The organism is Herpetosiphon gulosus (assembly GCF_039545135.1).
In the GTDB taxonomy this organism is placed as follows: Bacteria; Chloroflexota; Chloroflexia; order Chloroflexales; family Herpetosiphonaceae; genus Herpetosiphon; species Herpetosiphon gulosus.
Window position 1 is genome coordinate 93,127 of record NZ_BAABRU010000014.1, and the last position, 22,529, is coordinate 115,655.

The window sequence follows — 22,529 nt, forward strand, 5'->3', positions numbered from 1 at the left end:
GGCTATAGGTTCTTGCTTGAATCAGGTATGATTCAGAGACCTATAGCCTTTTGTTGATAAGGAGTTTGGATGCAATACACTGAACGCGATGCTGAAATGTTCCGGCGCACTGCTGCTGCCATTGAAGCTGAAATTGGCAAGGTGATTGTCGGGCAACGTGCCTTAATCCGCCAAACATTAATCACCTTGTTGGCTGGCGGTAATGCGTTGCTTGAAGGTGTGCCAGGTTTGGCCAAAACAACCTTGATTCGCACGCTCTCCGAAGCGGTCGATTGCCAATTTAGCCGAATTCAATTTACCCCCGACTTGATGCCTGCTGATATCATCGGTACAACGATTATCGCCGAAGATGAGCAAGGTCAGAAAGAATTCCGCTTCCAACGTGGGCCGATTTTCTCTAACCTTGTGCTGGCCGATGAAATTAACCGCGCTACACCCAAAACTCAATCGGCGCTACTCGAAGCAATGCAAGAACATACGGTCAGTGTTGCCCGCACCAGTTACAAGCTCGAAGAGCCATTCTTTGTGCTGGCAACCCAAAACCCGCTTGAAATGGAAGGCACGTATCCATTGCCCGAAGCGCAGCTCGACCGTTTTTTCTTCAAAATCAATGTGCCGTTTCCATCACCCCAAGAATTAGTGGAGATCGCCCAACGCACCACGGGGACTGATCAAGCTAAGCCGCAAAAAGTGATCAATGGCGCTACCTTGATTCAATTGCAACAAATGGCGCGGTCGGTGCCGGTTGCAACCCATGTCTTGAGCTATGCTGCGCGAATTATTAGCGCAACTCACCCCGATAGCCCACTTGCCCCCGAGCAAGTTAAGCGCTATGTGAGCTATGGCTCCAGCCCGCGCGGGATGCAGGCGTTGATTTTGGCAGGCAAAATTGCAGCCTTACTCGATGGCCGCACCAACGTTGCCTTCCGTGATTTGCGCGAAATGGCCACACCAACCCTGCGCCACCGGATTATCTTATCGTTTGAGGGTCAAGCTGAGGGAGTTAACAGCGAAAGTATTGTCAATAGCATTTTGGAATCAATTAAGGAAGAAGCATGACCCGCCGTATTGCCCTAATCATTTTAGCCCTTGCTCTGGCCAGTTGTGGTAGCTACGAATCCGATAGTAGCCGCCAAGTCAGCATTCGTCCAACCATCGTGCCATCAACCCCAGCCCCACCAGCAGCCCAAGATTCGTTGGGCATTGCTAGCGAATTTATTCCCTTGGCTAAGCCAGCCCAAATTCCGGCTGACGATCAACGCTCAATGGGCGATCCTAACGCGCCAGTAACGATTGTTGAATATAGCGATTTCCAATGCCCTTTCTGCCAACGCCATCATGTGTCGGTTTTCCCCGAACTGAAGGCTAAATATATTGATACTGGCATGGTGCGTTATGTGTTCCGCAACTATATCGCCGTGGAAAGCCATACTTCAGCGCCAGCCGCTGGAGTTGCTAGCTTCTGTGCCATGGATCAAAACAAGTTCTGGGAGATGTATGACATCTTATTTGTTCGCGCCAGTGAATGGGGCGTTGATCCAAATTTAGCGCCAACCGTGATGCTCAAGTATGCTGAAGAATTGGACTTGGATACGGCAGCCTTTGCCAAATGCCAAGCCGACCCAGCCGTTTTAGCCCAGGTCAATGCTGAAACTGCTGAGGCTGTGGCAGCCCAAGCAACCGGCACACCAGCCTTCTTCATCGGCAACTACATCATTCCTGGGGCATACCCAATTGAAGGCTTCGATGCCGCAATTGCCTTGGCAAACCAAAATCAATAATCGTTGGTTGAGTGTGGAGATGTTGCAATGAGCGAACAAGCAGCGCTATTTGAACCACAATTCTTAAAACAATTGGATCGTTTGGCGCTGCTGACGCGCCGCAATATTGCTGGCCAGATGCAAGGTGAACGCCGTTCGCCGCGCCGTGGCTCGTCAGTTGAATACGCCGACTTCAAGCCCTACACGCCAGGCGATGATTTTCGCCAGATCGACTGGAATTTATATGCGCGTTTGGAGAAATTCTTTCTCAAGCTGTTTGTGGCTGAAGAAGAAATTACCCTCCACCTGCTGATTGATACCAGCGCTTCGATGGATTGGGGCGAACCAAACAAGTTGCGCTATGCAGCTCAGGCAGCGGGCGCGTTAGGCTACATCGCCTTAGCCAGCCTTGATCGAGCGCAAGTCACCAGTTTTGGGGGTGGCAACGAGCAACGGATTCCAGCAGGGCGCGGACGGGCTGGTGTACCGCCATTATTCAATTTGCTGAATCGACTTAAGGGCAACGGCAATACGAGCCTGTTGCAAGCCAGCCGCCGCTATATTCAAACGGCGCGGGTGGCGGGGCCATTGTTGTTATGCAGCGATTTGCTCACGCCCGATTGGGAAGAAGCCTTGCGCACGCTTGGCCGCCGCCCATTTGAAATTACGGTGCTGCATGTGCTCTCGCCTGATGAGCTGAACCCACCATTCGAGGGTGATTTGAAATTGCTCGATGTTGAGGGTGGCGAATCGCTTGATGTCAGCGCTGATCTCGATTTATTGCAGCGTTACGTTGAACGCTTGCAGGCATGGCGCGAAGAAGTTGAGCATTTTTGCACAACTCGCGGTATCAACTATATTTTTGTTGATACCAGCTTGCCTTTGGAATCATTGCTGGTTTCAGTGCTACGCGAACGCCAAATTGTACGTTAGAGTTAGAGGAGAATATGGAGAAACATAAATTTAAACATTTAAGGACGTTTGTATATTCATTAACAGCTATATTATGTATTACAGGTCTCTATTTGGTAATTCAACAGAGCCGTTCATGGATCGGCGTTATCTTAATTATTGCTAGTTTACTTTCTTGTTATCGTGGTATTCGTTATATTGACTATTTAGAACGTGATGAAGTCATAGACGATCCACGAATAACTCGCCATCGTCAAGAAGCATCTAAAGTCATTTATGTATCAATTGTTGATGATGCAGGCAATATGCTACCCGATGCTGAGGCCAAAGCCAAAATTCGCCAGGCTGAAGCCCAGGCTGGTCCACGCGATACGATTATTTCGGTAAAACATAAGGTTTGATATGCAACCAACTGAATTAAATTATCAACTTAATTTTAACGATTATCAGGAAGCTAATTTATCAATCTTTAAGCATATACCAAAATATCAAGAAGCACTTAATTTAAATCGCTATTATGTGCTATTATTCTACGTTTTAGGTATAGGTATGTTGGCATTTTTCGTTGCTGCATTGTTTCAATTCGATCGACTATCAGTATGGCTGATTGTATTCGGCTTAATCTTAATTGGAATTTGGGTAATTTATACCAATCGCGACATGCGCGAATTCACCTTGGATTATTTCAAAAAAAATTATCAACTTGAAAAACCCAATTTTGAATCGCCAGTCAGATTAACAGTCTATCCGACCTATGTCCAGCAAATAAACGAATTTTCGAGTGTCGAATTTAAATGGCTCTTTATTCAGGCTATTTTAGATGAGGCCGAACATATTATTCTGGTTACTCACAACAATCGAGTGGTTGTTATTCCCAAGCGAGCATTTAAATCGCCAGCCGATCAGCAGATAGCGTTGCAACAATTCGCCCAATATCATGCTGACGCACAGCTAGCAGAGTGAGTAGATTGTATGGGATTTATTGCACCATTAATGTTTATCGCCGGCGGCACGGTTCTGGCGGGAATTGTGACCATGTACATCTTGCGCCTCCGCCGCGAGGAACGCACGGTTTCGTCAACCTTTTTGTGGAATCAATTGGTTCGCGATGTTGAGGCCAACGCGCCGTGGCAACGCCTCCGCCATAATTGGTTGCTCTGGTTGCAATTGCTAATTGCCTTGCTCTTGGCGTTTGCACTGGCCCGACCGTTTAGCGAAACAGTTGGGGTTAGTGGGCAAAATCTCATTGTAATTATCGATCGTTCGGCTTCGATGGGTGCTACCGATGTTGCTGCCAATCGGCTTGAGGCCGCTAAAGCTGAGGCAATTCGCTTGGTTGATCAGTTGCCCGATGGCGCTCGCGCTACCATTATGGCCATCGGCGGCGAGCTTGATGTGCCTGCTGCTGCCACCACCGACCGCCGCGAGATTCGCGATGCAATCGAAGGCATCGAATTGCGTTTGGGTGGCGGCTCAGATATGTCGCAAGCCTTGAGTTTGGCGGGGGCATTGGCGGCTCGCGAAGAAGAATCGGAAGTGGCAATTTTGACCGATGGTCAAGTCACCGTGCCAATGAGCGCCACCTTGCCTGCTAAAATTCGTTATTTCCCAGTTGGCACGAGCAATAACAATCAAGCGATTGCAGCAATTGCCTTGAACGAACTAGCACCAGGTACTTTGACCTTCTTTGCTCGCGTCACCAATGAAGGCCAAGAGCGGGTTACACGACGTTTGTTGGTAACCCTCAATGGCACGTTGTTCAATGCTTATGATCTCGAAATTTTGCCCGGCCAAGATCAAACCGTCAATATCGATGTGCCAGCAACCGCCACCACGGTTGAGGCGCGGCTTGATGGTAGTGATAGCTTGCCCAGCGATGATGTGGCTTGGGCGATTCGACCATCAAGCGATGCAATTCCGGTGCGTTTTATTACGCCAGGTAATCGCTTTTTAGCTACGGCCTTGGGCTTGATGCCACGAGTGCAAGTTTCCGCCTATCTGACTGAAACCGCCACCTTCACCGATACGGCCTTGTTGACGGTACTTGATGCTAGCTTGCCAGAGCCATTACCTGCTGGTAATTTGCTGTTTATCGCGCCCTATCGTTCAACCGAATATTTCTCGGTGACTGGCAGTTTGGATCGACCAGTGCCTCGCCCTGCGCCAACCGACGACCCGTTGTTGCGCAACGTTGAGCTGGGCGAAGTCAATATTTTGAAATCGGCGCGGATTGAAAATGCCCCTTGGGCGCATACGGTGATCGATAGCGCGGCAGGCCCGTTGCTGATTGCAGGCGAGGTTGATGGGCGACGAATTGCGGTGCTTGGCTTCGACACCCACGATTCTGATTTGCCTTTGAATATCTCGTTTCCGTTGTTGATTGCCAATTTGGTGGGCTATTTAGCACCTGGCACTGGTGGCGATTCAGCAATTTTGCCGCCTGATCAAGAATTAGCTTTTGCAGTAACCAACGATATTAGCGGCGTGCGCTTGATTCAGCCCAATGGTGAAACCCACGAAGCCACGCCAAACAATGGCTTAATCAGTTTCGATGGCAGTTTAATGAACCAAGCTGGCATTTATAGCGTCGAATTGCTACGCGATGGTGTGGTCAGTAAAACGCAGCGCTACGTCGTCAATGCCTATCGTGAAAGCGAAGCCAAAATCACCCCGGTTCAAGTGCTCGATGTCGCCCAAATTGGCGGTGGTCAAGTTGGCTCAAGCGAAACCACCCAAGCCAAAGCAGGCCGTGCCGAGTGGTGGCGTTGGTTGGCCTTGGCCGCACTCATTTTTGTGTTGATCGAATGGGTATTTGCCCAACGTAGCGCCTTCACACGGCTCAAACTGTGGTGGAATGCGCGGCGCAGCGCGGCCTAAAGAAAGCCCTCACCCCCAACCCCTCTCCCACTGCTGCGGGAGAGGGGAGTTTAGCGCAAGGGTTTCACACGAAAAATGGGGGTGAGGGAACCCAATCTGATGATTTAGCGTTCATGCTATTCAGTTGAAGTCTGAAACGAAACATTCAACAGTTCGGCGTTTGCTGGCGCAAGCTGTTCATGGAGAGGCTCCCGATGCCATTGGCATTTGGCCTTGCTAGGGTGAAGTTATGCTATCGTTTGTCCGACCAGAATATCTCTGGTTTTTGCTGGCATTGCCGCTGGTCTGGCTGTTGGGCTGGCTTAATAACCGTGGTCGCACAGGCCAACGCCGTTGGTGGGCCTTGGGGTTGCGCACGTTTTTGCTGCTGTGTTTGATCGGCAGCCTCGCCGGAACCCAAGTTCGTCAGCCAGTCCAAAACCTTACCACGGTGTTTTTGCTCGATAGCTCCGACTCAATCGCCCCAGGCCAACGCTCCAGCAACGAGCAATTTATTGCCCAAGCGCTCGAAACCATGCAAGAAGGCGATAAAGCTGCGGTCGTGGTGTTTGGTGAAAATGCCTTGGTTGAGCGGGTTCCCTCTGAAATTCAGCGTTTAGGCACAATTCAATCGGTGCCAATCGCTGCACGTACTGATATCAGCGAAGCAATTCAACTGGGTTTGGCGCTGTTTCCTGCCGATACCCAAAAACGTTTGGTGTTACTCTCCGATGGTGGCGAGAACAGTGGTCGCGCCTTGGAGATGATCCCGTTAGCGCAGCGCCGTAATGTGCCAATTGATATTGTGCCCACAGGCATCGGCCAAGGCAACCCCGAAGTGGCAATTAGTGCCTTTCGCGCACCTTCAGCTGCCCGTTCTGGCCAAGAAATTCAGTTGATCGCCACAATTGAAAGCAATACTGCCCAATCAGCTCAATTGCGCTGGCGAGCCGATGAGCAAATTGTGCTGGAAGAAGCGATCAATCTGCCAGTTGGCACAAGCAGCTTTACCACCACGCTTGTTGTCAATGACCAAGGCTTTCATCGCTATAGCGCTCAAGTTGTGCCAAGCAGCGATACTCGTGCCCAAAATAACGTGGCGGCTTCGTTGGTGCAAATTGGCGGCCCTCCCAAAGTGCTGCTGGTCGAAGGCGAAGTCGGCGATGCAAGTGCGCTCAAGCCAGCGCTCGAAGCCGCCAACCTTGTGCCAGTGGTCGTTCCAGCAACTGGATTGCCTACCGATTTGGCGGCATTGAGCGATTATGAAGCAGTCTTGTTGCTGAATGTGCCTTCGCGCGATATCGATCAAGATACCCAAAAATTATTACGCTCGTATGTTGGCGACCTTGGGCGTGGCTTGGCAATGATCGGTGGTCGCCAAAGCTTTGGGGTGGGTGGCTACACGGCAACCCCAATCGAAGAAGCCTTGCCTGTCAACATGGACGTGCGCAATCGCCAACAACGCCCCGATATTGCCTTGGTCTTTATCATCGACAAGTCAGGCAGTATGGATGCTTGTCACTGTAATGGTGGCGATATGGCGGCGCGTGAGGGTGGCGGCACTCGCAAAATCGATATTGCCAAAGAGGCGGTGGCTCAAGCCGCTGCGGTGCTCGGCAAAGACGATAAATTGGGCGTGGTGACTTTCGATGATTCGGCACATTGGACGATTGAACTCAACAAAGTGCCCAGCCAAGATGATGTTGTCGCGGCTTTGGCTCCTGTGCCACCAAGCGGCCAAACCAATGTAGTTAGTGGCATGAACGCCGCTTATGAGCAATTGCGCCAAAGCGATGCCAAAATCAAGCATGCAATTCTGCTGACCGATGGTTGGGGTCATGCCACCGATATCGGCTCAATCGCCGAAAATATGAACAAAGACGGAATTACGCTTTCGGTGGTGGCCGCAGGCAATGGCTCGGATAACGCTTTGCAACGTTATGCTGAGCTTGGCGGTGGACGCTATTATCCAGCCCGCGTCATGGAAGAAGTGCCGCAAATCTTCTTGCAAGAAACGATTCAGGCAGTTGGCACTTATATTGTTGAAGAACAATTTACTCCGGCCTATGCTGGCGATAGCCCTGTGCTGGCCGATTTACAAGAGGGCTTGCCAAGCCTGTTGGGCTATAACGGCACAGTCGAAAAAGATAACGCTCAAGTTATTTTGACTGCCAGCGATGGCTCACCTATTTTGGCCCAATGGCAATATGGGCTTGGTCGGAGCATCGCTTGGACGAGCGATCTCAAGGGTAAATGGGCCAGCAATTGGGTCACATGGGAAGAATTTCCGCGCTTTACGGCACAGTTGGTTGGCTGGCTCTTGCCACGGATCAGCAACGATAACGTCAGCGGTGAGGCCTCATTGATTGGCAGCGACGTGCAAATTGATATTGTTGCCAACGATGACCAGGGCAATCCGCAAACTGCGATGAACGTCAATGCTCGTTTGGTCGGGCCAACTGGCGAGGCGATTGATGCAACTCTGGCCGAAGTTGGGCCTGGTCAATATCGCGCACGGGTGGCTAGCCCAATTGCTGGTACCTATTTGATTCAGGTAATCGGCAATGATGCCAATGGCAAGCCAGCCTTTGCCCGAACCTTGGGCTTGATTGTGCCCTACTCACCAGAATATCGCCAAGGTCAATCCAACCCTGAATTGCTGAGCACTTTGGCCAAAGCCACTGCTGGTCGCAGCTTGAGCCAACCAATGCAGGCGTTTGATCATACGCTGGATGCGGTGCGTCGGGCTACGCCAATTGATTTAGGCTTGTTGTTTGCAGCGCTGGTGTTGCTGTTGCTTGATGTAGCAATTCGCCGCCTCAACTTGCGCCGCAAAGATTTTGCCGCTTTGCAAGCAGCGCGTAAAGAGCGCCAAACGATTGCTGCCGCACCAACTGCCACAATGAGCAGCTTGCAGGGAGCCAAGGGTCGTGCTCGCCAGCAAATGTTCAGTGATAAGAGCGAGCGCGAAGTCAAGCCTAAAGAAAACCCAGCAACTACGCCATTACCAAGTACACCAAGTAATCCAACCAAAGCTGTTGATGAGGCCGAAGATCCACTCGAACGACTACGCGCTGCCAAAAACCGTGCCCGCAGGCAATAGGCTTTTGATCCACGAAGGGCACGAAGAGACGAGGGGTCAGGGATTAGGGGTCAGTTTGGAATTGCGAAGCGCACGAAGGACGTGGCTATAGGCTTTTGGCATTTGGCTAGCGGAATCATTACGATTTTACAAAACGTTCTGATAGCCGCTAGCCATAGTTCCTCTGCGCCTCTGCGTTAAACGGACTTGAAGGCATCGTATGAACTGACCGCCTATCCCAAGCCCCTGACCCCTAGCCTCTATGTTCTATGTTCTTAACTAAATAAACAGGTTGCTCCTCCTCAATCTCAAAGCCGCAGGCCTGATAAAAACTTGTGGCTTCGGGATTATCGGCTAGCACCCAAACTGCGCTTATGTCCCGTTCGCTCATCCATGCTTGCATGGTTTGCAACAGAGCTTGGCCGATGCCTTTACGTCGCCACTGATGATGTACGCCAATTTCATACAGCAAGACCTCGCTACCCTCGCCTGAGCGCAACGGCACAACCACACAATACAAAAAGCCCGTAATCAATTCAGCCTCACGCGCGACCCAATATAGCACCGCTGGATTAGCCAAAAATTGGCGTGCCGCTTGATCATCAAGCGCGGTCAGTGGCTCATCAGTTTCAGGCTCAAGCCCAAAAGCTGCATCATCGAGGGCCAATTGTTGAATAAGCGCTTCGTCGCCAACCCCAAGCCGGTCAATTGTGATTGCCATAATTCAAACTCCTTTCGTGATTGTGAGGCAAGTCTAGGCTTAGCGTTCAGGATTTTTGAGAAAACGTAATGGCCCACTCATTCTGCCCCGCCCATAGACATCAGCAAAGTAATAGCCGTTACTATTTGGCTCCCAAGCATTGCTACAAATCTCAGGGTAATTATTGGAGTATGAAACAACTAAATCCCCCACTGGCGATTTGCCAATTGCTGAACGGAAAATTTGGCCTGAGTGAGCGACATATTGTTGATCTGGTGACTTTACATATGGTTCGCGATAATCTGACATTAGGAGCGACTCCCACCTAGCCGTAGTTTGCTGATCATCAGGCAGTTCGGCTTTTGTCACCTCTCCTGTGGTTAAGTTAACGAGCCAGTATGGATCTACTAAAACAATATCTTGCGTCGAATCATTGATCCAACCCAATTCGTTACTATAGGCATCGATTCCATAGCTATTAGCAGGATACTCAACTTCGTCGCCAGTCTTTAAATTATAGATTTTCTGTGTTCCCACCCCGTCGTTAAATGCCGTTGCTAAAACAAAGTTACGAGCTGGCGAAATACTACAATCACCGATTGGTTCATCAACAATAATTGGCGCAACCCGCGCATTTTCAGGAGTATCTCGGTCAAATATACGATTAATTGCAAAAGCCACAACGCCGATTGCCAAACTGCAACTGACTATAACTCCCAACAACGTCCACAAAATAACTTTAAGCCAATAAGGCATGATCTACTTCCTCTCTGCTTGTTAAATAATGCAATTAATTGCTACTTGACTCTGCCACTGTGATAGGGTGTAGCATCAACGACATCGGATTTACAAGGATGGTTGCTATGTTCAAGATTGGTGAATTTTCGCGTTTGGCTCAAGTTTCGGTGCGGATGCTACGCCATTACGACAAATTAGGCTTGCTCATTCCCAATCAAATCGATCAATGGACTGGCTATCGCTACTATTCAGTTGAGCAATTGCCACGGCTGCATCGAATTGTGGCACTCAATGGCTTGGGGCTAAGTCTCCAACAAATTGGCGAATTATTGAACCACGATGATCTTTCGGCTGATCAACTACGCGGTATGTTGCGCTTGCAAGAATCACGCTTAACCGCAGAACTCGCCAAGAAACAAGCTCAACTAGCCGAAGTCAGCGCTCGCTTGGCTCAAATTGAACATGAACAGGAGCCATGGCCCTACGCCATGATGCTCAAATCGACCGATGCGCAACCAGTCGCCAGTATGCGAGCGATTGTACCAAGCCTTGATCAAATGGGCTACTACTGTCACCGACTTTATGCATCGCTGTATCAACAAGTGCACCAGCATCGCATCCCAATCCTTGCCCAAGAAATTACGATCTATCACAACGAGGAGTTTAGCGAAACCGAGGTTGAAGTCGAGGTATCCGTCAGTTTGGCCGAGCATAATTTGGCTCAATTGCCCGATAGCAACATCAAGTTTCAAACCCTGTCCAGCCTCGAACTGGCGGCGACCCTCGCTTTCGAAGGTAGTTTTAGTGAAATTCACGCTGCTGCTTTGGCGTTGCTGGGCTGGGTTGGCTTGCACAATTATCAAATGGTTGGGCCGCTGCGCGAATTTCATCGTTCAGGGCCAGCCCACAATCCACAAGGCGGCATTCAAGAGCCAGCAATAATCGAACTGCAATTACCAATCAAACCACGTGTTAACGAAAGGAATTAAGATGATCGCCACCAAAACCTATCCTACGACCAACCAAGCTGCACGTAGCACGACCAGCACCTATCGCTGGGCGGCTGGCCTGCTATTCGCCCAATTTAGTGTCTTTCTGGTTGCCTTTTTGGTGCTGAGCAGCGCAATCGATTGGCCTGCTAGCCTCGATAACCCAGCCTCACAATCGTTGCCCTTGATTTTACAAGAACGCTCGTCAGTTGCACTCGGCTATACGGCCTATTTTCTTTCGGCAACCATGCTGATTCCGATCGCTTTGTTGCTTTGGCAAATTCTGGCCAGCCAAAGTGCCTTGATGCGAGTGACTGCTGGCTTGGGTATGCTGGCGGGCTTTGCTAAATTGCTAGGGATTGGGCGCTGGCTGTTGATGATGCCAACCCTGGCCGAACAATATAGCGCCACCAGCGATCCCAACCTACGCGCCACCATCGAAGTGATTTATACAAGTTTCAATAATTATGCTGGCGGTGTTGGCGAACAAATTGGGGTGGCTTTGTTTGGCGGTTTATGGACGGCTGGCGTAGCCTTGACGATTCTGCGCCAAGCAACATTGCCGCGCTGGCTTGGCTATAGCGGGCTGATTGCCGCGGCCAGTGTATTGGTTTCGCTGATCGAAGTCTACAATATTAGTGCTGGACCAATGTTGACGGTCAGTGGCAGCCTCTGGCAACTTTGGCTGATTACGCTTGGTGGGATATTGTTACGCCATAAACCTCAAGCCTAAACTTATTCTTACAACTGTTATTAAGGAAATTGATGGTATAGTCCTCACCCCCTAGCCCCCTCTCCCGCCGAGCGAGCGAGGGGGAACCCTCCTAGCATGAAACTTGGAACGCCCCTACTTGCCGTGGGCAAGAATGAAGGATGAGGGACTGCACTTATTTCATCCTTCATCCTTCGCCAACTCTGCGCCTCTGCGTTAAAACTTCCTAACCCCTGATCCCTAACTCCTGGCCCCTGATCCCGCGTCCCTCACCCAACCTTTGCTATTTACCAATGACAATGGTATCTTTTGAGGCGATATTGGCAACTTTATGAATTGGAACCAGGCCATGCATTTTGCTGAACTTGCCAGCGTGCACTATCAAACTCCAACGCTCTTAACTATTGGCAAATTTGATGGCGTGCATCAAGCCCATCAACAACTCCTGCGCCGCTTGGTCGAACGCGCTCGCCAGCACAATTGCCATAGCGCGGTCTTGACCTTTGATCCGCATCCTGATGAGATTTTGCGGCCTGAGCGTGAGATTCGCTACCTGACCACAATCAACGAGCGAGCAGCATTAATGCAAGAGCTAGGCATCGATTTGTTGGCAGTATTGCCGTTCACCCATGACACCTCGCAACTTAGCCCCAAGGCCTTTTTACAATTGCTGTTGAATCATGTGCCAGTCCGTGAATTGTGGGTTGGACCAGATTTTAAGCTGGGCCATCGCGGCATGGGCACAATTCCGGTGTTACACGATTTAGGCCAAGAGTTGGGCTTTACGGTCGAGCCAATTCCTTATTGGACGCTTGATGGCGAGATTGTTAGTTCAACTGCGATTCGCAGCTGCTTAGCTGCTGGCGATGTCCAAACTGCCAATCACTATCTTGGGCGGGCATTTAGCTTACAAGGCACGGTTGTGCCTGGCGATCAACGTGGGCGCAAGATTGGCTTTCCAACCGCCAATGTGCAAATTGCCAGCAACCATATGCTGCCTGCCGATGGGGTCTATGTTTGCAAGGTTCAGTTGCTTGACGACCGCCGTAGTTTTGGCGCTGTGACCAACATCGGTGTGCGGCCAACCTTTGGCGTGCTTGGCCGCGCAGTTGAAGCCCATCTTTTCGATTTCAACGAAGATATTTATGGTCGACCGTTGCGAATTAGCTTTTTACAGCATATTCGCGGCGAACAAAAATTTGCTGGTATCGAACAATTGGTGGCCCAGATTGGCCGTGATGCCCAATTTGCGCGTGAATGGTTGGCCAAGCCCTAAAAAACTAACCCCTTTTTTAGAATTCAAAACATGTGTGCGAATTTCTAAAAAAAGGGGTTGACTTCTACCGAGCGCGAGAGTATAATGGCCGCAAGTTTAAACCTCGTACTGTCTCTTGACACCTCTAATCATTGGTGCTATAATCTCCTTTTGCAAAAATAGCTTTTCGTAGTGTTTGGACGAGGCTTTCGATCCACGCCAAGAACTTAAACCAATACCACGCCATTGGGCGTATTTTTCGTTGCGCTGCCGCCAAAAGCAGTCAAACTCGCAGCCGGACAACCACAAGTCGCATTTTTGACTACGGGTGTTTGGAGGTGAGCATTTTGTGCTTTTGCGGGGCTAGGGAGCGAAGCTGATGCCGCAAGTTCAGTCAACTGTTATCCTGCCACCGCTGATCACGTCCAGTATCTTCCGCGATGACCAAGGTCGTGCGATGATCGCATCACGTCGGAGTTTTGCTCGCATTACCGATGCGATTGAATTACCGAAGTTGATCGAAACCCAGATCGATTCGTTTCGCTGGTTTCAACGTGAGGGGCTACGTGAGTTGTTCGATGAAATTAATCCCATCGACGATTTCACGGGCAAAAACCTAGAGCTTTCGTTTAGCGATTATGAGTTCGGCGAACCCCGCTATAACGAATTTGAGTGCCGTGAACGTGATATGACCTACGCCGCACCCCTGCGGGTTCGCGTGCGTTTGAAGGTCAAAACTACCGGTGAAATCAAGGAAAGCGATATCTTCCTTGGTGACTTCCCATTGATGACCAATAATGGTACGTTTGTGATCAACGGCGCAGAACGGGTTGTTGTGTCGCAGTTGATTCGCTCACCTGGCGTGTATTTCAAGGAAGAAAAAGAGCCAACCAGCGGTCGTTCGCTCCACAGTGCTAAGTTGATCCCCAACCGTGGTGCTTGGCTGGAGTTTGAAACGAATAAGCGCGATGTGCTCTCAGTCAAGGTTGACCGCAAACGTAAGTTGCCAGTCACAATCTTGATTCGCGCTGTGCTGGGCTTGTTCGGCGATAAACCGCTTGATCAATGTGGCCTCAATGAAGACGTTATCGCCTTATTCGCAAATGTCGATGTTAACCGCGACCACCAATATATCGCTTCAACCTTGGATAAAGATCCATCAACCAATGCCAAAGAAGCGATTATGGAATTGTACAAGCGCTTGCGCCCAGGCGATCCAGCAACCGTTGATAACGCTCGTTCGTTATTGGAAACCTTGCTGTTCAACGCCCGCCGCTACGACTTGGGCAAAGTCGGTCGCTATAAATTAAATCGCAATCTCTGGGAAAAAAGCCGCCTCTTCGAAGGCCAAGAAATTCCCAGCCTGACCATGCGCGTGCTCAGCAAAGCCGATTTGTTCAAAATTGTCGAGCGCTTGATCGATCTCAATAATGGGATTGGCAACCCCGATGATATTGACCATCTCGGTAACCGCCGCGTGCGTACCGTTGGCGAATTGATTCAAACCCAATTCCGCGTCGGTTTGCTGCGCATGGAACGGGTGATCAAAGAACGCATGTCGTTGCAAGAACCTGAAGCTGCAACTCCCAATGGCTTGATCAATATCCGGCCTGTGGTTGCTGCTATGCGTGAGTTCTTCGGCGGTTCGCAACTTTCGCAGTTCATGGATCAAACCAATCCATTGGCTGAGTTGACCCACAAACGCCGCCTTTCAGCGCTTGGCCCTGGTGGTCTGAGCCGTGATCGCGCAGGCTTTGAAGTTCGCGACGTTCACCACTCGCACTATGGCCGGATCTGCCCGGTTGAAACGCCTGAAGGTCCAAACATCGGTCTGATTGGTACGATGTCAACCTTTGCGCGGGTTAACGAAATGGGCTTCCTTGAAACGCCCTATCGCCGCGTTTATCGCGAAGTTGATAATGCTCCGCTCTGGCTTGAACGTGGCATGACTACCCGCGATGTACGGCACCTCAGCACTGGCGAGTTGATCGCCCGCGCTGGCGCACGGGTCGATGCTGAGTTAGCTAAGATCATTGCCATTGGCGTGCTCAACGGTCAATTGCTGCGCGAAGATATTGTCAACCCAGCTACTGGCGATTTGATTGCCGAAGCTGGCTCAGAAATTGACCGCGCCTTGGCAACCAAAATTGCCGATTTGCCCTTACGGGCAATCAAGATTCACCCAGTTGTGACCAATGAAACCGACTATTTGCCCGCCGATGAAGAAGATAAGTTCATCATTGCCCAAGCTAACGCTTTGCTCGACGAACGCTTCCGCTTTATCGACCCAACGGTTTCATGCCGCCATGCTGAAGATTTTGTCCAAGCTCCAATCGCCTCGGTCGATTATATGGACGTTTCGCCCAAGCAGGTGGTCAGTGTTTCAACTGCGTTGATTCCGTTCTTGGAACACGACGATGCAAACCGCGCCTTGATGGGTTCGAACATGCAGCGCCAAGCTGTGCCATTGTTGCGCCCTGATGCGCCAATTATTGGCACTGGCATGGAGCACAAAGCCGCCCGCGACTCAGGTCAGGTGGTAGTGGCTCGTGCCGATGGCGTGGTGCTTTCATCGAATAGCGAACGCATTCTAGTTCGCGAAAATGATGGCACTGAACGTACCTACCCATTGCTCAAGTTCTTGCGCTCGAACCAAGATACCTGTATCAACCAACGCCCAAGCGTCTTTATTGGCGATAAAATTCGGGCTGGCGAGGTAATCGCCGATAGTTCTTCGACCCAAAATGGCGAGCTTGCGCTTGGCCAAAATATTCTCGTGGCCTACATGCCTTGGGAAGGTGGGAACTTCGAAGATGCGATTTTGGTCAGCGAACGCTTGGTGCGCGAAGATATTTTCACCTCGATTCACATTGAAAAATATGAAGTCGAGGCTCGCGATACCAAACTTGGCCCCGAAGAAATTACCCGCGATATTCCTAACGTCGGCCAAGATAGCCTTAAAAACTTGGACGAGCGCGGGATTATCTATGTTGGTGCTGATGTTCAGCCAAACGATATTTTGGTTGGCAAAATCACACCTAAGGGCGAAACTGACCTGACCGCTGAAGAACGGCTCTTGCGGGCTATCTTCGGTGAAAAGGCCCGCGAAGTGAAAGATAGTAGCTTGCGCGTACCAAACGGGGTCAAAGGTAAAGTCATTGATGTCAAGGTCTTTACTCGCGACGAAACGACTGAAATGCCTGTCGGTGTCAATCAAACGGTGCGGGTGATGCTCTGTCAAAAGCGCAAAATCAGCCCAGGCGATAAGATGGCCGGTCGTCACGGCAACAAAGGCGTGGTCAGCCGCGTGCTGCCAATCGAAGATATGCCATTCTTACCCGATGGCACGCCTGTCGATATCGTCTTGAATCCGTTGGCTGTGCCAAGCCGCATGAACATCGGCCAGATTTTGGAAACCCACTTGGGTTGGGCAGCCTCACGCTTGGGCTTCCGCATTGCTACGCCAGTCTTCGACGGCGCACGCGATGAGGATATTATCAAAGCTCTTGCTGAATCAGGCCTGCCATCTGATGCCAAGATCGATCTCTACGATGGGCGTACTGGCGAGAAATTCGATAATCCAGTGACCGTCGGTTACAAATATATGCTCAAGTTGGCGCACTTGGTGGAAGATAAGATCCACGCTCGCTCAACTGGCCCTTACAGCTTGGTGACCCAACAGCCACTCGGCGGTAAGGCTCAGTTCGGTGGTCAGCGCTTTGGTGAAATGGAAGTTTGGGCGCTCGAAGCGTATGGCGCTGCTTACATTCTCCAAGAAATGCTCACGGTCAAGTCCGACGACGTGGTTGGTCGGGTCAAAACGTATGAGGCGATCGTCAAGGGCGATCCAATCAACGAAGCCGGCGTGCCCGAATCGTTCAAGGTCTTGATCAAAGAGTTGCAATCGCTTGGTCTGTCGGTCGATGTGTTGACCGCTGATGAACGCCCGGTTGAGCTAACCGATAGCGAAGCCGATGACTTAATCTCACTCGACGGCATCAACCTGTCGGGGATGGAAAAAGGCGAACTCTAAACTTCGGTTGCGATCCATTGCTCTCGCGGTAGTTCCCAATGACGTGAACTACCGCCTCTCTATCGCACGGTGCTAACCATGGCTCGACCTGCTGCTAACAATCCTTTCTTTCGCACATGGTCACCAACCATGGCCTATGTTCTAGGCTATTGGTGGGCCGATGGATATATGCGGATTCATCCCAATACTGGTGCTCATCTTATTGAAATTGCCAGCGTTGATGTGGAACACTTACAAGTAATTGCCGATGCTATGGGTGCAACAGCGGCTTTACGTCAAGTACGTAAAGAATCAACTTGTCACGAAATGGTAATTTGCAATCAAGGCTTGTATCACGATCTACTCGATCTTGGGGGAATTCCAAATAAATCGCATGTTATAGGCTTTCCTAATGTACCAACCGAATATCTCGTGGATTTTATTCGTGGGTTTATTGATGGTGACGGTACCTTAGTTTGGAATGGAGATCGGCCTGTTATTCAAATTTATTCTGGTTCTCAGCAGTTACTGCTTGAAACAGGTAAATATATTGAATTAATGACTGGTATTCCAGCACCAAATATTAGCCATAATCGCAATAATTATTACATCAAGTGGAGCACAATTCGTGCTAAGTGTTTAGCAATTTGGTTGTATCGTAATAATAATAGCCTGATGCTAGCACGAAAGGCTGCAATCGCGCAGCAATTTGAGCAATGGCAACCAAAGAAGTCGCCTGAGCGGGGAACAATTACCGAGAAGATGCGCTTGCATTTTGCAAACTATCTTCCTTAACCGAGGAGCGTTCAACCATGCTCGAAATCAATGAATTCAATGCAATTCGTATCAGTCTCGCTTCACCAGAAGATATCCTGAGCTGGTCGCACGGTGAAGTAACCAAACCCGAGACGATTAATTATAGAACTCTGCGTCCTGAACGCGATGGCTTGTTCTGCGAAAAAATCTTCGGACCTACGCGCGATTGGGAATGTTACTGCGGGAAGTACAAACGTGTGCGTTATAAAGGCATTGTATGCGATAAATGTGGCGTAGAAGTCACGCGATCCAAAGTGCGACGCGATCGCATGGGTCATATCAAACTTGCCTCACCTGTATCGCATATTTGGTTTGTTAAAGGCACACCATCGCGTTTGGGTTTACTTTTAGATATTTCGCCACGTAATCTTGAGCGGGTGCTTTATTTTGCCTCGTATATTATCACCGATGTCGATGATCTGGCATTGGGCAATGTACGTGAGCAAATGAAGACCGACTTTGGCGTGCGGCGCAAAGATCTCGAAGAAAAAATTATTGAACAACGTGGCGAAAAGGCAACCCGTTTAAGCAAAGACCTTGCGGCGATGGATAATGCCATGGAAGGCACGTTGGAGCGCACCCACGAACAATTTGCGCGACAACGCCAAGAAATCGAAGATGAAGCCAACACCTTGCGTGAACACTTGGAAGAACTGATCGGCATCGACGCACTAGCCGATGAAGATATTGTGTATCGAGGCACAGTGCTGCTCGAAGAAAACGAGCCAGTGCGCGAACGCAGCTTGGAACAACTCGAACAACTGATCGATCAAGAGCGTGAAAAGCTCGAACAACGCCGCGAATACGAAATCGAAAACGTGCGCTTGTTGGCTGATGGCGAGCGTGATCAACGCCAATCGGTGGCCGACGCTGAACAAGAACGGCTAACCACAGCATTGATCAAACAGCTTGAAGATCTCAATAAAGAAGAAAAAGACAAGCTTGATCGCTTGGATGATATTCAATTGCACCGGATCATTTCGGAAAACGAATATCGAATTCTGCGTGATCTAGCGCCCTACACCTTCAAGGCCGATATGGGTGCTGGTGCGGTGCGCGACATCGTATCGATGGTTGATCTCGACGAATTGTCGAATCAAATGCAAGCCGAAGTCCAAAGCTCATCAGGCCAACGCCGCAAAAAAGCCACCAAACGGCTGCGCGTGGTTGAAGCATTCCGCAAGAGCGGCAATCGTCCTGAATGGATGATTATGACCGTCTTGCCAGTGATTCCACCCGATTTGCGCCCGATGGTCCAGCTTGATGGCGGTCGGTTTGCGACCTCCGACTTGAACGACCTGTATCGACGGGTGATCAACCGCAACAATCGTCTCAAGCGCTTGATGGAGTTGAACGCTCCTGAAATCATCGTGCGCAACGAAAAACGCATGTTGCAAGAAGCGGTTGATGCCTTGATCGACAACGGTCGCCGTGGCCGCCCAGTTAGTGGTAAAGGCAAGCATCGCCTCAAGAGCCTGAGCGATATGCTCAAAGGCAAGCAAGGCCGCTTCCGCCAAAACCTCTTGGGTAAGCGGGTTGACTACTCAGGCCGTTCGGTGATTGTGGTCGGGCCAACTCTGCAATTGCACCAATGTGGTTTGCCCAAGAAAATGGCCTTGGAATTGTTCAAGCCATTCGTCATGCGCCGCTTGGTCGATAAAGGCTTTGCCCATAACATCAAATCAGCCAAGCGCTTCGTTGAGCGGGTTCGTCCCGAAGTGTGGGATGTGCTCGAAGAAGTCATCAAAGACTACTTGGTATTGCTGAACCGTGCGCCTTCGCTGCACCGTTTGTCAATTCAAGCCTTTGAAGCCAAGTTGATTGAAGGCTCGGCAATTCAATTGCACCCCTTGGTGTGTGCCGCATTCAACGCCGACTTTGACGGCGACCAAATGGCCGTGCACGTACCGTTGTCGCGCAAAGCCCAAGAAGAAGCGCGTCGCCGCATGATTTCAACCTACAACCTATTGTCACCGGCAACTGGCGACCCAATTATTACGCCATCGCAAGACATCGTGTTGGGTTGTTTCTATCTGACCCAAGTTCGACCTGGGGCTAAGGGTGGCGGCAAGCGCTTTGGGTCAATTGACGAAGCCTTGTTGGCCTACACCAATGGTGTGGTGCATATTCAAGCGCCTGTTTGGATTGTGATCGAAGATTACATTCTGCCAGGCAGCGATTTGCGTGAAAAGGAATTGCCATCGTTAGATGGCGTTACGCCACGGGTTTTGATCGAAACCAGCGTTGGGCGGATCATCTTCAACAACGCCTTGCGCTATCAAGGTGAGCCAAAAGCTGGCGAAAACGGCTATCGCTCACCATTGCACTATCGCAACTTCTTGGTTGGTAAATCGGGCTTGAAAGCCTTGATCGCCGACTGTTATCGCTTCCACTCACAGCGTGAGAACATCATTGCCGATGTGTATCAAGAATTAATTGAACGCTTTGGCCCTGAAACCTCGGAAGAATCGCTGTTGCGCTTCTATGCCTCAGAACGAACGGCGCGTTTGGCCGACCGGATCAAGGCTTTGGGCTTCAAGCACGCCACCTTGGGCGGGATGACCTTCTCGGCTTCGGACGTAGAAGTGCCTGATACCAAAGATGCAATTGTGCAAGAAACCTACAAGAAGGTGCAAGACATCGAAAAGATGCAACGTCGTGGTTTGATCACTGACGACGAGCGCTATCGTGAAGTGGTTTCGGCGTGGCTCGATGCTACCAACCAAATCAAGGTTGAAGTCCAACGCTCATTGAATCCATTCGGGCCAGTTTCGATGATGTCAACCTCGGGTGCGCGTGGTAACGTCGAGCAAATTCGCCAGATGGCGGGGATGCGGGGCTTGACCACCGACCCAACCGGACGGATTATCGAATTGCCGATTACCGCCAACTTCCGCGAAGGCTTGAGCGTTATCGAGTACTTCATCTCGACCCACGGTGGTCGGAAAGGTTTGGCTGACACCGCCTTGCGGACAGCCGACGCTGGTTATTTGACCCGCCGTTTGGTGGACGTGGCCCAAGATGTGATCGTGACGATCGAAGATTGTGGCACAACCGAAGGTATGTGGATTCGCACCAGCCGCGATATTTTGGCCTCGGTTGAGGATCGGATTATTGGTCGCGTGACGGTGGCTCCGGTCACTAATCCAGTCACTGGCGAAGTAATTTTCGATACCGATAGCGAAATCTTAGAAGACGATGGCAAACACATTGCCAATGTGCTGAAATCGTTGGATAAAGAAGCGCAGGCTGAATTTGGCATCTATGTCCGTTCAGTATTGACCTGTAACGCTGGATATGGCATTTGTCGCAAGTGCTATGGCCGCAACCTTGCCACAGGCAAGATGGTCGAAATTGGCGAAGCTGTCGGGATTATCGCAGCTCAATCGATTGGTGAGCCAGGAACGCAGCTGACCCTGCGGACATTCCACACTGGTGGTGTGGCAACCGATACCGACATCACCCAAGGTTTGCCACGGGTGCAAGAAATCTTCGAAGCGCGGATTCCGAAAGGGAAAGCGGTACTGGCCCAGATTGCTGGCCGCGTCCAGATTGTGCGCGAAGAAGAAGGCATTCGGCGCTTGCGCATCGTCTCTGAGGAAGTCTATACCGACGAGCAAATGCTTCCCAAAGATTACCGCGTGGTGGTCAAAAATGGTGATGCTGTCGAAATTGGCAACCTCTTGGCCGAAAGCAATGTTGATGGTGATGGTCGTGCCCCATTGGTCGCAGGCTTAGCTGGCAACGTTTATGTTGACGATGATCGCTTGGTGATTCAAGCCAAAGACATCGAAGAACATGAAGAAGTGATTGCCCACGCTGCCCGTTTGCGGGTCAAAGATGGCGATTTGGTGCAAGTTGGCCAGCAAATGACCGAAGGCTCGTCTGATCCCCAAGAAATGCTGCAATTGCGTGGTCGCGAAGCAGTCCAAGAATACCTGACCAACGAAGCCCAAAAGGTCTATCGTTCGCAAGGTGTGGGGATCAACGATAAGCATATTGAAGTGATTGTGCGTCAAATGTTGCGTCGGGTACGCATCGAAGAGCCAGGTGATACCGAACTCTTGCCAGGCGAATTGGTCGAACTCAACGAACTCAATCGGATCAATGCTTCGATTGTGAGCCAAGGTGGTGACCCAGCGTTGGCAGTGCCAGTGCTCTTGGGGATCACCAAGGCCTCGTTGTCAACCGACTCGTTCTTGTCGGCGGCCTCGTTCCAAGAAACCACGCGTGTGTTGACCGAAGCAGCCGTCAACGGCAAAATCGACTACCTGCGTGGCTTGAAAGAAAATGTGGTTATCGGCAAGCTGATTCCAGCTGGTACGGGGATGGAGCAACGACGCAAATTGGCCGAAGAAGCCGCCTTGCGCGTCGCCCAAATCACCAGTGCACCAGCTGATCGCGAAACACCTGCGGCAACTCCAGCGCCAGCGGTGATGAGCGAACCCAAGCCAGCGCCACCACGTTCATTCGACGAAGCCTTAACTGCTGTCTCCAACATCGACAGCGGTAATGGGCCAAAGGATGACTTGTTTGCCCAAGCTATGGCGCGTTTGCAAGCTGAAGAAGGCCGCAAACCAACCTTGAGCGAACTCTTAGGCACTGACGCAGACGAAGAAAACATCTAAGCAATAGCCCAAAAGTTCAATCAATAAAACACCGTTGGAGTCATTCCAACGGTGTTTTTGTGCTATTCC

At 50.5% G+C, this 22,529-nt stretch carries 15 protein-coding genes; 13 read left to right on the forward strand and 2 right to left on the reverse strand.

All coding sequences use genetic code 11. From position 1 onward, the window contains the following. Positions 1 to 69 precede the first annotated feature (69 nt). The 7 genes from ABEB26_RS18850 (at position 70) to ABEB26_RS18880 (ending at position 8,631) form a co-directional block, all read left to right on the forward strand. Positions 70 to 1,059 carry an AAA family ATPase gene (locus tag ABEB26_RS18850; RefSeq protein WP_345723588.1) on the forward strand — a complete coding sequence of 330 codons (990 nt, stop codon included), beginning with the start codon at positions 70 to 72 and terminating at the stop codon, positions 1,057 to 1,059. Next, positions 1,056 to 1,781: a DsbA family protein gene (locus ABEB26_RS18855; protein WP_345723589.1), complete on the forward strand. Its 726-nt coding sequence runs from the start codon at positions 1,056 to 1,058 to the stop codon at positions 1,779 to 1,781. The genes ABEB26_RS18850 and ABEB26_RS18855 overlap by 4 nt, the downstream gene beginning before the upstream one ends. Before the next feature lie 27 nt (positions 1,782 to 1,808). Beyond that, positions 1,809 to 2,693 (forward strand): DUF58 domain-containing protein, encoded by an 885-nt coding sequence (locus tag ABEB26_RS18860; protein WP_012187812.1) that lies wholly within the window; start codon positions 1,809 to 1,811, stop codon positions 2,691 to 2,693. A gap of 14 nt (positions 2,694 to 2,707) precedes the next feature. Beyond that, the gene (locus ABEB26_RS18865; RefSeq protein ID WP_345723591.1) at positions 2,708 to 3,073 is read left to right on the forward strand and encodes a hypothetical protein; all 366 of its coding nucleotides are present in this window, start codon (positions 2,708 to 2,710) and stop codon (positions 3,071 to 3,073) included. A 1-nt stretch (position 3,074) separates the two neighbouring features. Next, entirely contained in the window at positions 3,075 to 3,635 is a 561-nt protein-coding gene (locus tag ABEB26_RS18870) for a YcxB family protein (RefSeq protein ID WP_345723592.1), read from the forward strand. 9 nt (positions 3,636 to 3,644) lie between these two features. Beyond that, the gene (locus tag ABEB26_RS18875; protein ID WP_345723593.1) at positions 3,645 to 5,549 is read left to right on the forward strand and encodes a VWA domain-containing protein; all 1,905 of its coding nucleotides are present in this window, start codon (positions 3,645 to 3,647) and stop codon (positions 5,547 to 5,549) included. A 229-nt stretch (positions 5,550 to 5,778) separates the two neighbouring features. Next, the gene (locus tag ABEB26_RS18880; RefSeq protein WP_345723594.1) at positions 5,779 to 8,631 is read left to right on the forward strand and encodes a VWA domain-containing protein; all 2,853 of its coding nucleotides are present in this window, start codon (positions 5,779 to 5,781) and stop codon (positions 8,629 to 8,631) included. Positions 8,632 to 8,863: 232 nt separating this feature from the next. Here ABEB26_RS18880 and ABEB26_RS18885 read toward each other — a convergent pair whose 3' ends face one another. After that, positions 8,864 to 9,331, reverse strand: coding sequence for a GNAT family N-acetyltransferase (locus ABEB26_RS18885; protein ID WP_345723595.1), 468 nt, complete (start codon positions 9,329 to 9,331; stop codon positions 8,864 to 8,866). A gap of 39 nt (positions 9,332 to 9,370) precedes the next feature. Beyond that, positions 9,371 to 10,066, reverse strand: a complete 696-nt coding sequence (locus tag ABEB26_RS18890) for a hypothetical protein (protein ID WP_345723596.1) — start codon at positions 10,064 to 10,066, stop codon at positions 9,371 to 9,373. A gap of 107 nt (positions 10,067 to 10,173) precedes the next feature. Between ABEB26_RS18890 and ABEB26_RS18895 the strand changes: the two genes are divergently transcribed. The 6 genes from ABEB26_RS18895 (at position 10,174) to rpoC (ending at position 22,460) form a co-directional block, all read left to right on the forward strand. Beyond that, entirely contained in the window at positions 10,174 to 11,037 is an 864-nt protein-coding gene (locus ABEB26_RS18895) for a MerR family transcriptional regulator (protein WP_345723597.1), read from the forward strand. Position 11,038: 1 nt separating this feature from the next. Beyond that, the gene (locus ABEB26_RS18900; protein ID WP_345723598.1) at positions 11,039 to 11,770 is read left to right on the forward strand and encodes a DUF4386 domain-containing protein; all 732 of its coding nucleotides are present in this window, start codon (positions 11,039 to 11,041) and stop codon (positions 11,768 to 11,770) included. 310 nt (positions 11,771 to 12,080) lie between these two features. Continuing rightward, complete coding sequence (locus tag ABEB26_RS18905) at positions 12,081 to 13,025, forward strand: bifunctional riboflavin kinase/FAD synthetase (protein WP_345723599.1); 945 nt, start codon at positions 12,081 to 12,083, stop codon at positions 13,023 to 13,025. A 358-nt stretch (positions 13,026 to 13,383) separates the two neighbouring features. Next, positions 13,384 to 17,037, forward strand: coding sequence for a DNA-directed RNA polymerase subunit beta (rpoB, locus tag ABEB26_RS18910; RefSeq protein ID WP_345723600.1), 3,654 nt, complete (start codon positions 13,384 to 13,386; stop codon positions 17,035 to 17,037). A gap of 78 nt (positions 17,038 to 17,115) precedes the next feature. Continuing rightward, a complete protein-coding gene (locus ABEB26_RS18915; protein WP_345723601.1) occupies positions 17,116 to 17,811 on the forward strand; it encodes an LAGLIDADG family homing endonuclease in 696 nt (231 codons plus the stop codon). A gap of 17 nt (positions 17,812 to 17,828) precedes the next feature. After that, positions 17,829 to 22,460 (forward strand): DNA-directed RNA polymerase subunit beta', encoded by a 4,632-nt coding sequence (gene rpoC, locus ABEB26_RS18920; protein WP_345723602.1) that lies wholly within the window; start codon positions 17,829 to 17,831, stop codon positions 22,458 to 22,460. Positions 22,461 to 22,529 lie beyond the last annotated feature (69 nt).